9 protein-coding genes are annotated in these 13,751 nt (G+C 39.2%); 5 read left to right on the top strand and 4 right to left on the bottom strand.

Annotation, left to right across the window (positions count from 1 at the left end; translation table 11 throughout):
• Positions 1 to 553: 553 nt before the first annotated feature.
• Positions 554 to 1,102, top strand: coding sequence for a TlpA disulfide reductase family protein (locus tag HRT55_RS18270; RefSeq protein ID WP_291623522.1), 549 nt, complete (start codon positions 554 to 556; stop codon positions 1,100 to 1,102).
• A gap of 1 nt (position 1,103) precedes the next feature.
• Complete coding sequence (locus HRT55_RS18265) at positions 1,104 to 2,543, top strand: hypothetical protein (protein ID WP_291623520.1); 1,440 nt, start codon at positions 1,104 to 1,106, stop codon at positions 2,541 to 2,543.
• Positions 2,544 to 3,021: 478 nt separating this feature from the next.
• On the opposite strand, the gene HRT55_RS18260 is transcribed toward HRT55_RS18265, so the two are convergent.
• Positions 3,022 to 3,432 carry a PACE efflux transporter gene (locus tag HRT55_RS18260; protein ID WP_291623518.1) on the bottom strand — a complete coding sequence of 137 codons (411 nt, stop codon included), beginning with the start codon at positions 3,430 to 3,432 and terminating at the stop codon, positions 3,022 to 3,024.
• An 83-nt stretch (positions 3,433 to 3,515) separates the two neighbouring features.
• On the opposite strand from HRT55_RS18260, the gene HRT55_RS18255 reads away from it, so the two are divergent.
• The gene (locus HRT55_RS18255; protein ID WP_291623516.1) at positions 3,516 to 4,397 is read left to right on the top strand and encodes a LysR family transcriptional regulator; all 882 of its coding nucleotides are present in this window, start codon (positions 3,516 to 3,518) and stop codon (positions 4,395 to 4,397) included.
• A 342-nt stretch (positions 4,398 to 4,739) separates the two neighbouring features.
• Here the strand turns inward: HRT55_RS18255 and HRT55_RS18250 are convergent, their stop codons facing one another.
• The 3 genes from HRT55_RS18250 to HRT55_RS18240 all read right to left on the bottom strand — a co-directional run bounded on the left by HRT55_RS18250 (position 4,740) and on the right by HRT55_RS18240 (position 7,518).
• Positions 4,740 to 5,699, bottom strand: coding sequence for a DUF1353 domain-containing protein (locus HRT55_RS18250; RefSeq protein ID WP_291623514.1), 960 nt, complete (start codon positions 5,697 to 5,699; stop codon positions 4,740 to 4,742).
• Between the two features lie 477 nt (positions 5,700 to 6,176).
• A complete protein-coding gene (locus HRT55_RS18245) occupies positions 6,177 to 6,569 on the bottom strand; it encodes an adenylyltransferase/cytidyltransferase family protein (protein WP_291615037.1) in 393 nt (130 codons plus the stop codon).
• A 295-nt stretch (positions 6,570 to 6,864) separates the two neighbouring features.
• Positions 6,865 to 7,518, bottom strand: a complete 654-nt coding sequence (locus tag HRT55_RS18240; RefSeq protein ID WP_291623513.1) for a CDP-alcohol phosphatidyltransferase family protein — start codon at positions 7,516 to 7,518, stop codon at positions 6,865 to 6,867.
• A gap of 624 nt (positions 7,519 to 8,142) precedes the next feature.
• Here HRT55_RS18240 and HRT55_RS18235 point away from each other — a divergent pair.
• Positions 8,143 to 8,994 carry a metallophosphoesterase gene (locus HRT55_RS18235; protein ID WP_291623512.1) on the top strand — a complete coding sequence of 284 codons (852 nt, stop codon included), beginning with the start codon at positions 8,143 to 8,145 and terminating at the stop codon, positions 8,992 to 8,994.
• Positions 8,995 to 9,562: 568 nt separating this feature from the next.
• Positions 9,563 to 13,582 carry an ExeM/NucH family extracellular endonuclease gene (locus HRT55_RS18230; protein WP_291623511.1) on the top strand — a complete coding sequence of 1,340 codons (4,020 nt, stop codon included), beginning with the start codon at positions 9,563 to 9,565 and terminating at the stop codon, positions 13,580 to 13,582.
• The last annotated feature ends 169 nt before the right edge of the window (positions 13,583 to 13,751 follow it).

Here is a 13,751-nt window from a genome sequence, read left to right as displayed (position 1 = left end):
AGTCTAATTCCGCTTAGCGCACCAAGAAGTCATTAGCGATGAACTATTTTTCACCATTCATTTGTTAAAGGCTAAGGTTCACTTTTACCACTTTCAAGACGTTAACAATTTAAAAAGTTGGGCATACTTTTAAGCCGCTTTTGATCTGAAGCTGACATTAACGATTAAGTACCCTGTGGAAGAGAACCCCTGGTAGGATTCAACTACAAAAACCGTAAAAAACGCCTATTCACTCATTCTTGTTTAAATAGGTCTTGAGTCCGATTTCCTGCCGTTCAGCACTGTCAGTTTGAGGGCTATTTCAGCAACAACGTCGCTATTCGAATTCATAGTTATATTTGACTAGTACTGCCAAAGTTGTCGGTCAAAGTTAGGAATTATTTTCAACATTGTAACAGTTCAAATTGGAGTAACTTCATTTCTGACTGGCTGAAGCATTAGTAATATCTCACATAAAGTATCCAGTATTAGTCGACCGTTACAATTTAGTTGCTATCGCAGTCTAATTCGGCGAATATGTTGGTCCTACAGCGCATCAGCAAGTAATTTTTCTATGGATAGATTTTTTAAAATAGCCTTGTTCATTCTGGCAGTAACTCAAAGCAACTTCATTTCGGCTAATAGTATGGTCTTATACGACTCACTTGTGCCGTTCGATAAAAATCAAAAAACCAGCACGTTTAGCCAGTTAATTTCACCTCAGCCAACTCAAGTCAAACGGACCGAAAAAACATATACGCTGCTTCAATTTTGGGCGAGTTGGTGTCATAGCTGCGCGGGTTTTATGTACGACTTAGACAAGATCAGTGCAGCGACCCAATCTCCTTATTACGCCATCAGCATAGACGACAAATTCATTGATGCAGAGAATTATTTGACAAAACATCCGCTCTATAAGAAACACAGAAATCGATTCTGGTTTGATCAACAAAGTAAGTTAAAACAGTCTCTAGCTATCACTACAGTGCCAACGGTGGTTATTATTGATCACCAAGGGAAACCCATTTGGCGCACAAGCGGCCATCTTAATAGCGACGACTTGTTTAAACTCAAGCAATTGTTAGCTAATAATAATCTCGGCCAGCTCACCATCGGGGATTGATATGAAGCCCATTTATTTGCTAACGCTACTACTCATCAGTACTGCTAATCTTAGTGCGGCTGAAAAAAACACACCAAATTATTACCAAGATATCAGACCAATCATTGAACAAAACTGTTTGGGGTGTCATTCGTCAAAAGGAATTTCATTTTCTTTCGAGGATCCCGAGCAAGCTTATCTGTATCACGCCGCAATCAATTCTGCAGTGCAACAAAGGCGTATGCCCCCTTGGTTAGCCGAAATCGGTCATCAAATTTATAAGGATGATATCTCTTTGTCGCATCGACAACTCACACAATTTGAACAGTGGGCTGAGGCGGGTTATCCCAAGGGGAATAAACCAGCGAAAACAACAGGGTTCAAACTTGAACAAGACAAGATAACTAACTCTTTTAATGCCGACCTTTCACTGAAAAGTGCACAGCAAGCCTATTTGCCTAAACAAAATCAAAAAGATGACTATCGATGTTTTATCGTCGATTGGCCTGAAACCAAAGATAAATTTGTTACCGGATTTAAAGCCATCCCTGGCAATACAAAAGTAGTTCATCACATCGTTCTTTTTGCTGCAAGACCAGAAGTCACCGACATGTTTAAAGAGTTAGCAGCCGAAGAAGAAGGCATTGGTTATCAATGCTTCGGCGGCGCGGTTCCTGATCGGCTGGGCGATGACGAAACACGACGGTCGTTTGAAAAAAGATATCCTGGAGGAGTAAAAAAGCTCAGTCAAAATAATTATTGGCTAGCTCACTGGGCCCCAGGGATGGACGGTTATCATTTCCCTAAGAATACCGGTGTTCCAATCAAAAAAGGTTCGGCTTTGATTTTGCAGGTCCACTATTATTCGGCTTTTGCTCCAGGAGAAAAAGATCCAGGAAGTCAGCTGAGTTTTACTCTTGCCGACTCGGTAAAAAAACCGGCAATCCATTATCCTTTAACCAACAACGGTTGGCTTAACAGCAAGAACAACCAATCCATGGTAATCAATCCGGGACAACAGAATACTTACGCAGTTAATGTTTCACTGAAACGCATTGCCAACTACACAGCGTGGATAACAGAAACACAAATGGAAAGTGTTAATGCGGTGGAAATTCATTCAGCTAACGTGCATATGCACGCCTTTGGCGCTTCAGGAAGCACGGCACTAGTGTATGAAAATGGCGAAACAGAAACGCTTTTATCGATCCCACGATGGGATATTGATTGGCAAAGAGACTTTACTCTGGCAGAACCAAAGCGTTTTGATAAGAATCGATTTAAACAAATCCAACTGTCTGTCGATTGCACCTTTAAAAATTATAGCGATGAAATAGTTTACGGAGGTTATGGTTCGGATGATGAAATGTGCTTTAACTTTTCCTATATTGCATTAGAACTTAAGGCAAAAGAACTTACGGGTGAAGAACTTATCAAGCAGGTTAAGAGTACCGCAAAATAACAAATTACTTTAGAGACACAAAACAACTCTTGGTTTAGCGCATACAGGATACTTTGGTAGTGGAAAAGTTGATTACTATCTTCGTAGCCCATTGTGGCAAAGTATCAGTACCGGATAACGCCCCTGACCTACAACATTAGCCTTGTATTCCAACTGATATACTTTCGCTATACTGACAGCGATACCAGCGTGTACTAAAATCTGCTATCAGGTCTAACACCAGACTATAATAAATCCTGAGATTTTCGATTCATAACTTCCGCTTTGTGCACCATGATCTTGCCCCATAAAACCTATGGCGTTAACGCCCCCATATCGAGTTATAAACGATAAGTTAGTAACTCGAATCACTTACTTCAATAAATTGTTCCTTATATGACTATTTATTAAAGTGAAGCAAGCGATCCTGATTACTTTTGTGACGGGGTATAATTTTTCGGCTACTAAAATCGAGTTATTAGCAGATGACATAGTTCTCTTAAGATAGCGCTAACTTATGCTTGGTTATGTCATAACACCAATTGTAAACAATGGCGTAAATAATGAAGAATATGATCATGCCGATATCTAGAATTAATGCCGTAATAAAGTCCATATCAAGCATCCACATTATTATCGGTAAAGTAGCAATCAACAGCCCAAGTTCAAATACCGTAGCATGGCCCATACGCATGGGGAAAGAGCGTTCAATTCTATTGGTGCCGAAGTATTTATCAAAAATAATATTGTAAACATAGTTCCAACACATCGCTGTTAGGCTTAATACCACCGCTAATCCTGTTACGCTGCCCATATCAAAGCCACTGAAAAAACTACCTAACGGTATTAATAGGCTTAATGCTATCACTTCAAATAATATACTATGAAAAATACGTTCTTGGGTCGACATACAAATTTCCGCTGAAAACAATTGCCAATCATTATATTTGAAATTAAGATGTATAAAAGTTAGTTACCATCGGTTTTATAGATATGTTAAGTCTACAACAGCTCAAAACTTTTATAGTTTGCGCTGAACTTGGTTCTTTTTCTGCTGCGGCGCGAAAATTAGGAAAGGCACAATCTGTGGTTAGCCAAGCGATTGCCAATTTGGAAGTCGACTTAGGATTGTCCTTGTTTGATCGTAGCACTCGAAAACCGACGTTAACGAAACAGGGCGTAAAGCTATTAGCGCATGCGCAAGCAACATTAATACAATCACAAGAGCTTGAATCTGCTGCAATGGCACTAGCTGCGGGCGATGAAAGTGAGCTTACCTTAGTCATTGACCCGGCGCTGTTACTGCCTAAACTGTACCAGATTTTGCAAGATTTTTGTCTACGCTACCCTGCAACTAACTTAATCCTAAATATCGCTAACAGTGATGACATTGCTGGGATTGTAGAAGCACAGGAAGCTCAGTTTGGCCTAAAATTAATTGATGCTTTGATGCCTACAGGGGTAGAACTAGGCTTGGTTGGTCATTTACCCTTTTTCGTCGTAGTTCATCCCAAGCACCCACTTACGCAACTAGCCACTGTATCTAGAGCAGATTTAGCAAAATATACCCAGTTATTAGTGCGTAGCGCTGAAAAAAAATCGATTTCAATGTTACCCGAAATATCTCCTAAGAAATTCTGGTCTAATGATTTTGAAGCACTAAAGTCCATGGCTGAATATAATTTGGGTTGGTGTTACCTACCTGCTCATATCGCACAACCACCAATAGATAACGCTAGCTTAATTCGCTTACCTGTTAGTTTTGATATAAAAACATGGACGATACCCGTTGATCGAGTCATGGCTATTGAAACGGCGAAAAGTTCCGCGTTGTTGTGGCTAGCTGAAGCTTCTGAAAGCTTATTTGATGACTAGTGGCGATGGCTACTTATTTGATAACGAGTAATGATGGCTAGCAATTTTAGCCACTTAATTTAATGTCAGTGCTAATGCCATGAGCAGAACGATGGCATCACTTATTTTTAAACGCATGACGAACCTGCGAGCAGTAAAATACTTAACCTGAACTCGGTTTAACAAATAGTTAACGATTAAAATAGATTAGCTAAGTTAATCACGCCATCACTAACTTGATACTTGTGCTTAGTTCAAGGCGTAATTTACGCGTCAATAGCTAGTCTATTGCAAGTGAATTCAACGCAGAAGTAAGTAAAAGTAGCTGTTAGAGAAACTGTTGTTAAGCTGAGATCAGGTTACTTACCAATTGACACTCGGCTTACCTTCTTGGCAGACTGGGCATTTACGTCGGTGAATCTCTGCTGTTTTAGCGCCATATATCTCACCACAATCTCCACACACCATTTTGTAAGTTACCTGCTGCTTGTCAGTGGCATCAAGGTTTCTACTGCCTAACACTTTTTGCTGGTTACTATTCTCATATGCTATTTTTGTTGTTTTAGTGGTGCCACTAACAAACACTTCGCTGCTAACATTGTCCTCAGAAGTGGTAGCTATATCGACAACATTATCCTCTGATACATATTGCTGAGGCTCATACTTTGGTCCATTCTGTGGCTCATGACTGGCTTGTTTTTCATCATTCACCGTCCACTTAAAAGGTACTCTATCTTCCTTTTTATTTCGCCATACATTCCAAGCTTTAAAACCACCAAGCCATAAACCAAGCTTGGCTAATTCATTCAATATCGGGATGTTATTGACCTCATTACCAATATCTTTAAATAGTTCATCCCAAGCTGATTGAGTTGATATTGTTTCATCCCAAACAGGGTTATTATTCTCATCCAAACTGTATATGCCATTGTAGCGATAACCATAATCATGGATAAGACCTGGAATTAGCAACAAACCAACCGGACTTAACAAACCCCAAAGTACTTTAGGTATAGAGGCTCCATCAAATTCAAAACCAGCATGAACAGCATATTTTTTACCTTTATATTGATAAATGAATGCTTCTTCTACGCGCCAGCGTCTTACCTGGAAAACAAAAACGAGTATCTTATTAAGCAAGCTTTTTTGGTTGGCGGTTGAGAGAGGGATAGGTCGCAATACGGGCATATCAGCCATGGAAACAAAAGTATTAGCCGTTGATAATTCTTTGCTCTTACCTTGAAGAAGCGCTAAAAGTATAAGGTAAACAATGAAAAGACAGGTAACTATAGTGCCAAAAAAGTTGACTAAGAAATCAAACATTTCGAACTCCATTTCAATCAGGTTATATATTGTTCAATTATTATTTAATTTTCATACTGCGTCTATAGTTAATCACTGATTCTTAATGGCTTTATTTTAACTTCGCTAGGATAAGTTCCTTTCTGTTTACATCCCTGTACAACCGGTATATTTACCGAATAAATTGAAGCTAGCAGTAACATTAATCTTTGCAGAGCATTAGGAGACCTTGGGGGATATAGGAGAACATGCTGATGACTCCTTTGAACTCAAGCTACAAAGCGCTGTTTTTTTGATATAAAAAAGCAGTCACTAGCGGACTGCTTTGGATCCAACAACAGATGGTTGGACTTTAAATTTAAGCTTCACTTCAATCACTGAGCAGAAATGAAGATTACTAATTTTTTATGAGGTTTTGTTTGCCTTGAAGGCAAACTGTGTATAAGCAGAGCTAAAAAAGCAAGCCCCTTACTGCTGATAAACCTCTTAAAACGTTAGTTACTTACTTTGAAGTTTCTTTATGATTGACGACGAATCAGTTAGTGGACTTCTCGGTACATAGCGCATAATACCCATTTTGTGAGGTAACTCATACATATGTTCCATATTGTCTCCCGCCACATGAATATCAATATTATGTAGTAGGTAAAAATTCTCATCATTATTTGGTGTAAGTGGGGCAACAATTACCTCATCGACACCCTTAATGTTTCGAATTATTTCACAGCGTTGTTCACAAGAAATGATTGGAGAACGCTTATAAGATTCAACGTCTTCGTCTGAATGTACGCCTACAATAAGGTAGTCGCCGAACTCTTTTGCTTTTTGTATAACAGATAAATGTCCTACGTGAAATAAATCAAATACGCCACTGGTATATACTCTTGTCATCTTTATTACTCCATACATATCGAACATATAACAAATGCTTTCGCTATATGTTTTATTAAAATCTACCTCGCCGCAAACTCACTATTTGGTGAAATTGCAGCGGATAAAGAAATAGTTCGCTTCCTTAAATGCCTTTATCAGTAGCTGATCGTGCTTATTGACTACTGTATGTGGTAAGGCTGGCAGGTAACTTATGATGCTTATTCATTGACTGATTTTAGCTTTAACGATCATAAGTTATTATTTTTATCTGAATGATATTTAACGGTAAATAGCTTTGTAAAATGTAAGTTTTCTAGATCAGCAACCAGCTATAGGCCAATGTGATAACTAGCGTGTATAGGGCAAGCACATAATACCAACGACCACTGAGTTTTGGTGTTTTTATCGGAGCAACATTGAGTGCAGCTAAACCAAGGATGGTAATATAAAGTACGACAGTGAACGCTGTGGTAGAGATAACACTCTCTAGCAGAAAAACAAAAACAAGAATAATGGCATTATTATCAGAGGCAAGACCTTGATAGCTAGATTTTCCATCTAAACCGTAAACATTAAAATAACTAAGTCGTAAGACGCAAGCGGCAACAATAATAAAAGCACCGGGAAGAAATGCAGGATGATAATTGCCATAGCTCAATAAGATAACTGCGGGACAAATACCAAAACTAACAACATCGATGAGAGAGTCTACTTGTCCACCAATTTGTCCTTGCATTGCCGTTCTGTTTTTCATTTTACGGGCTATTTTTCCATCATTCCAATCAAAGAATACCGCCCAAATTAATCCTATCATTGCGGCAGGGTAAATGCCGATCATGGCAAAATACAGAGCTAATAAGGCTGAAAAAAGTCCGAATAAAGAACAAATATTAGGTAAATCGAAGGCAAGTGATAATATCGAAGGGGGTGTGGTCGACGGATTATTATCTGTTTCTACTGTTGGCATTAATTACTCTCATTGTGAATTAAATGAATTTTTACGGGGTATTTAATCTAAAGAGTGAACAACTTGAGGGTATGGTTATCGATACGAGTTATTTTAATGCGGTTAATTTATTACGGGATAAATTTAGCACATTATGTAACTTTTTCTATAAAACTTTTCACCAAGAGATTATTTGGCATGAATATAGCATATTGGATCGGATCAATCCGATTTATTTCTAATTATCTTTCCACTCGGGTAAATTAAAGTTTATTTCTTAATTACCTCCTTGCCTGACTTAACATCAACTACATGTTTATAATGGGTTTTATTAATAAAGTATAATTGCGAGTAACAATTTACCCTAATAAGGTGTGCTGCTGACCATAAATAACTGATGCTGCTGATTACGCATATTTTGTAGAAAATACGGTATAACCTGAGTTTTAGAAGATTTATCAGTCATTACCGGGTGATAAAAATAAGCATTCCAGCCCTTCTCCTTTCAGAACACACTGCTGTCACATTATTGTCATATTTCATTGGCATACTCCGTATCTATTAATCGTGACTTTATGCACTTTGATAGTAATTCCAAAGGTCATGCATCTAAATATTACTTAGTGAAAGGGATAGACTCGAAAAATGAATATACTACACATCTCAGATATGCACTTTGGCCCTCGTCACTGGCTCGGAAAAAATGACTTATTGTTGGAGAAACTGAACAGTTTTGATACGGATATTGTAATTAACACCGGCGACAATACAACGGATGCGCTCGAAAATGAATTTGAAGCCGCTGGGAATTTTTTGAAGTCAATTGATTGCCAACACATAGTTTCAATTCCCGGAAATCATGACAAGCGAAATATGCGCAGTACCGACTATTTCCGTCAATATATCGACGAGATAGAGGTTATTCGGCCATTAAATCGTGATAAATGTAGAAAGAGAAATATTTATCTAGAAGGAAATACCATTGGTATAAAGGAACACTTTACCGACATCAATTTTCTAAAAAGGATCACCATAAATGGTGAGTGCCTTTTGATAGTATGCCTCGACTCCAATTCCCTTTATGAAGACAATGGTTTTGTCGATAAGGAAATATTGAGAACAATATCTCATGCGATTAGCAAAGAGAGTTACGATAGAATAATCCTGCTAAATCACCACTCCATCTTGGACACGGATTCGGACCCTCTTTTCAACTCCAGAATAGTGGTCGAGTTCGTTAGAGAGCATAATATAGAACATGTTTTCTGTGGCCATACTCATCATTTGTCAATAATGAAATCAACCGACCTCTACCACAAACACTCATTCACTCAATATAAAAATGGCTCGCTATCAAGCGGCAATACTCTCAACGACACAAATATGTTTCTGTATTATAAAAACTTTGGTACCGAAGCAATGGAAATCCATGTAATTAGAGCGATTGTTGACAATGGATGTATGAGCTTTAAAGAAGAAATAATTACCTGCTACTAGGAATTAGGGCTCTGACCAGTTGAAAACACCGCGCATAGCGGCTCTAATCCTAACGACAACAAAGTACAATTCTCCAGTACTTTTGGCTGATAATATCTAAACCCTCTATTAAAGCGGATTAGTGCGATTTAAAGAGGGTTAAATCCTATAGAAGAACAAACCAAGTATATCCTCAAATGATCAGCCAACACTGACTTAGTCTAAAAATCCCTTATCTATTATGAGCTACTGACTTCTCATCCACATCATTCCTTTTGGGCTTATAACCACGATTAACTTCAAGCTATTAATTGCCAGAAAAACTTGAACAAAGAGTCAGATTATACAGTAAAACAATAGCACTAGCCAACCTATTAACCATATATCATGAGTTTATATCGACATAGCTTAATCATACCAACTAAAATAATTAGATTATTATTTGACCATAAGGTCAAGTTGTGACATTTTACTTACCGATGACATGTTAACAAAAAGTAAAGTAATGGATCTTTTTGTTTGGGTTGTAATAGTACTGTCATTTAAAAATGCAAAATTAATAACAACAACAAACGCTAAGGAAAGAGAAATGAAATTGAGAATAATAACACTCTCGTTAACTTTATTTGCTGGCTATACCTATGCAGATACAGTGACAGATGCATGTTTTAACTGCCCGCCATTAAGCACTATTGCTAATGCGGATACTTTTGATGATTCAATCTATTATGCCGGTGCTATTTCAGCAGTGAATGGCAGTCTATCCGCCGAAACCATTAAACAAGAAATCACTTTAGCGATTAGTCAAAATCATAAAAACTTAAGTTATTCTGAAGTATGGACAGCATTAACCAGAACCGACCAAGATCCAGCAAACACCGCCAATGTGAATTTACTTTATAAAGGCATATCGATACCCAAGTTTTCCAATGGTAGCGGATCACAAAGTACCAACCCAGATAACTGGAACCGTGAACATGTTTGGGCAAAAAGCCACGGTTTCCCAAGTTCAAGCCTCGAAGGCTACACAGACATTCATCATTTAAGACCTACTGATATATCGATAAACTCATCTCGAGGCAATTTAGATTTTGATAATAGCGATGCGCCCTTAGCAGAAGCCCCTGCAAATCGTGTTGATGGCGACTCCTTTGAGCCAAGAGATGCGGTCAAAGGTGATGTTGCTCGAATGCTTTTTTACATGGATACCCGCTATGAAGGTTTTGATGCTACACCCGACTTACAGTTAGTTGACCGCATTACCAACGTTGGCGAAGCAGCTTTAGGACGCTTATGTCGTTTAATTGAGTGGCATAATAGCGACCCTGTAGATGCTACAGAAGTCTATCGAAATAACAGCATTTATGAATTTCAAGGTAATCGTAATCCATTCATAGATCATCCTGAATGGGTAGATATTCTTTATAGTGCTGATACTTGTAGTACTGATGGTGGCGGTGGCGACACTGGCGGCGGCGGTGGTGGTGGTGATACTGGCGGTGGCGGCGGAGATACTGGTGGCGGTTCTCCCAATGGTGCAGCACTATTCATTTCTGAATATGTCGAAGGTAGCTCTTATAACAAAGCCATTGAGTTGTTTAACCCCTCTTCTTCTGACATTGATCTTGAAGTAGACAATTACCAATTAGCACGTTTTAGTAATGGTTCAACTTCACCATCAAATATTAATTTAACGGGTGTAGTGGCGGCAAATTCTACCTTCGTTATCGCAGAGCCAAGAGCAGCGGCAGAAATATTAGCTGTGGCTGACTTTTTATCTGGCTCATTAAGCCATAACGGTGATGATGCTTATGTATTATACAAAGACGGCGTTGTTGTCGACTCATTTGGTCGTGTTGGTGAAGATCCAGGCTCTGCTTGGGGTAGTGATACCTCAACAACTAAGGATAATACCCTACGCCGTTTAGCCAGTGTGCAAAGTGGTAACACGGTATTTGATGCTGAATTTGATCCGGCCAATGAATGGCAAGGTGTCGGTAAAGATGTCTTTGATGATTTAGGTTTACATACCTTTACCCCTGCTGAAGTTTTCATATCAGAATACATTGAAGGCAGTAGCTATAACAAAGCACTTGAGCTATTTAATCCATCAGCAGCAGATATTGATTTAGCCGCTGAAGGTTATCAACTTGAACGCTTCAGTAATGGCAGTGTATCAGGTGTTCTCATTGATTTATCCGGTATTTTAGCGGCTGGTGATGTATTTGTTATTGCCGAGCCAAGAGCCAATAGTGATATTTTGGCACAAGCGGATCAACTCAGTGGCAACTTGAGTCACAATGGTGATGATGCTTATGTACTCTATAAAAATGGTGAGATCATCGACTCATTTGGTCGTGTTGGTGAAGATCCGGGCTCTCAATGGGGCAGCAGCGATAACAAAACTAAAGATAATACTTTAGTAAGACAAGCGAGTGTTAACGCCGGAGATGTGGTGATTGATGATGCCTTTGACCCTGCGTTAGAGTGGCAAGGCTTAGGTAAAGATAATACCAGCTCTCTTGGCAGTCATACAGTTAACGACGGACAACCACCTGTTGCGGATATTGGTCAATGTTTTGATGCGGCAACCCTAATCAGTGCGGTACAAGGAAGTGAATTTAGTTCGCCGCTTATTGATGAAATCCATATTGTTGAAGGTATTGTCAGTGCTACATTACCTGACAGTAACGGCTTCTTTCTACAAGAAGAGCAAGCCGACCAAGATAACGATCCTATGACCTCAGAAGGTATTTTTGTCAGCCTTAGTGGTGCTGACTTACCCGCTGAAGGAGACGTTGTTCGCCTACAAGGCAGCGTTGAAGAAAATTATGGTAAAACTCAATTAGTTGCTAATCAAGCACCGCTTATTTGTGGAGCTGATTCAATTGCCGCGACACTAGTCACACTGCCTTTTACTTCTGCAGTTCATCAAGAGTCTTTAGAGGGTATGCTAGTTGCGATTAGTACTGAGCTAACCGTAACAGATAACTATAATTTAGGCCGCTACGGTGAAGTAACCTTATCTAATGGTCGTATCTATGTACCTACTAACTTATATCTGCCTGGCTCGGTCGAACTAACAGAGCTGGCTGCAACTAATAGTTTAAATAAAGTTACCTTGGATGATGGTGTTGGTGGTCAAAACCCTGATGACATTATATTCCCAACAGGCGGTTTAACGGCATTTAATACCTTACGTTTAGGTGACAAAGTCACTGAGTTAACCGGCGTATTAGATTACAGTTACGGTAAATACCGCATTACACCAACCACAGCGCCTAACTTTATCCATGAAAATGAGCGCAATGAATTTCCTCAACTAGCAGAGCAAGGTAATTTACGTGTCGCAAGTTTTAACCTATTGAATTATTTCAATGGCGATGGTTTAGGTGCCGGCTTCCCTACTTCTCGCGGTGCTGATACTGCTGAAGAGTTTACCCGCCAACGCGATAAAGTAATGTCGGCTATTACCAATTTAAACGCTGATATTATCGGTTTGCTTGAAATGGAAAATGATGGCTTTGGTGAAAACAGTGCTATTCAAGACCTAGTCAATGGACTGAATGCGCAAGCACCTGCGGATGTACATTATAGTTTCGTTAACCCAGGCATTGAAGCACTTGGTGGTGATCAGATTAAAGTCGCTATGATCTATAACGACCTAGCCGTGTCAGAAATTGGTACTGCTGCCTACTTACTTGAATTCCCGTTTGAGTATCATAATAGACCGCCGATGACACAAAGCTTTAGAGCCACTGAAACCGGTGAAAAATTAACAATTTCTGTCAATCACTTCCGCTCAAAAGGTTGTTCAAGTAGTGGTGGTGTTGAAAACGAAGATAAGTTAGATGGTCAAGGTTGTTATAACTTACGTCGAGTACAAGCTGCAGAAGCGCTTAGCGCTTGGTTAGCGACCCACCCTACCGGTGTTGTTGATGAAGATGTTTTAATTATTGGTGACTTAAATGCTTATAACAGAGAAGATCCCGTCACTAGTTTACAAACTGCTGGTTTTGTAAATTTAGCCCCTGATAGATTAGGTAATACCGCTTATTCGTATGCCTATGGTGGTGAAATTGGCTCCCTTGACCACATATTAGCTTCAGCCTCTTTAAACAGTAAAGTGGTCGCAGTAAGTGAGTGGCATATTAACGCTGATGAACCATCAATACTTGATTACAACACTGAATATAAAACGGCAGATAAGTTAACCAGTTTATACAGTGACGGACCTTTTAGAGCGTCAGATCATGACCCTGTTATTGTCGAAATTAACGGGGTAACACCAATGATTTCGGTAAGTGAAACATTCGAAGGTTTAAATACTCGCCCCCGCTGGAAGCTCTTTAAGTTTACTGTTCCTGAAAATGCAGTTAGCTTTACCGCAAGCATTACGGGCGGCACAGGAAATGCCGATCTATATGCCCGCAATGGTCGGATTCCTTTCCCTTGGGTAAGTAGCTGTGCGCCGAAATTAGCTGGCAATGAAGAAGTCTGTGAATTTGAAAACCCTAAATCAGGCACCTGGTATATTTGGCTTAGGGCTAAAAGGCAGTACAGTGATGTTACACTTAAATTAGAAGCACTTTACCCTGACCCTTTGTAAGGTTGAGACTAAGTAATATGCTTTAATTAATTTAGAGTGATTGATTCAGAATACTTAATTTAGAGTGACTGATTCAGAGTGATTAATTCACTGTAATTTATTCAAAGGTATAATCACAAGCCAACTGTTTTCAGTTGGCTTTTTTTTGGTCTTTATTTATGTAGGTAGA

It is taken from the genome of Colwellia sp. (assembly GCF_013214175.1).
Classification (GTDB): domain Bacteria; phylum Pseudomonadota; class Gammaproteobacteria; order Enterobacterales; family Alteromonadaceae; genus Colwellia.
The sequence above is the reverse complement of the archived record's forward strand: the minus strand, read 5'-3'. Positions and strand labels throughout refer to the sequence as shown.

Bases quoted from the DNA above. Each gene is read 5' to 3' on its own strand.
- HRT55_RS18270 (WP_291623522.1), top strand. From the start codon at position 554: ATGGATAGATTTTTTAAAATAGCCTTGTTCATTCTGGCAGTAACTCAA.
- HRT55_RS18265 (WP_291623520.1), top strand. From the start codon at position 1,104: ATGAAGCCCATTTATTTGCTAACGCTACTACTCATCAGTACTGCTAAT.
- HRT55_RS18260 (WP_291623518.1), bottom strand. From the start codon at position 3,432: ATGTCGACCCAAGAACGTATTTTTCATAGTATATTATTTGAAGTGATA.
- HRT55_RS18255 (WP_291623516.1), top strand. From the start codon at position 3,516: ATGTTAAGTCTACAACAGCTCAAAACTTTTATAGTTTGCGCTGAACTT.
- HRT55_RS18250 (WP_291623514.1), bottom strand. From the start codon at position 5,699: ATGTTTGATTTCTTAGTCAACTTTTTTGGCACTATAGTTACCTGTCTT.
- HRT55_RS18245 (WP_291615037.1), bottom strand. From the start codon at position 6,569: ATGACAAGAGTATATACCAGTGGCGTATTTGATTTATTTCACGTAGGA.
- HRT55_RS18240 (WP_291623513.1), bottom strand. From the start codon at position 7,518: ATGCCAACAGTAGAAACAGATAATAATCCGTCGACCACACCCCCTTCG.
- HRT55_RS18235 (WP_291623512.1), top strand. From the start codon at position 8,143: ATGAATATACTACACATCTCAGATATGCACTTTGGCCCTCGTCACTGG.
- HRT55_RS18230 (WP_291623511.1), top strand. From the start codon at position 9,563: ATGAAATTGAGAATAATAACACTCTCGTTAACTTTATTTGCTGGCTAT.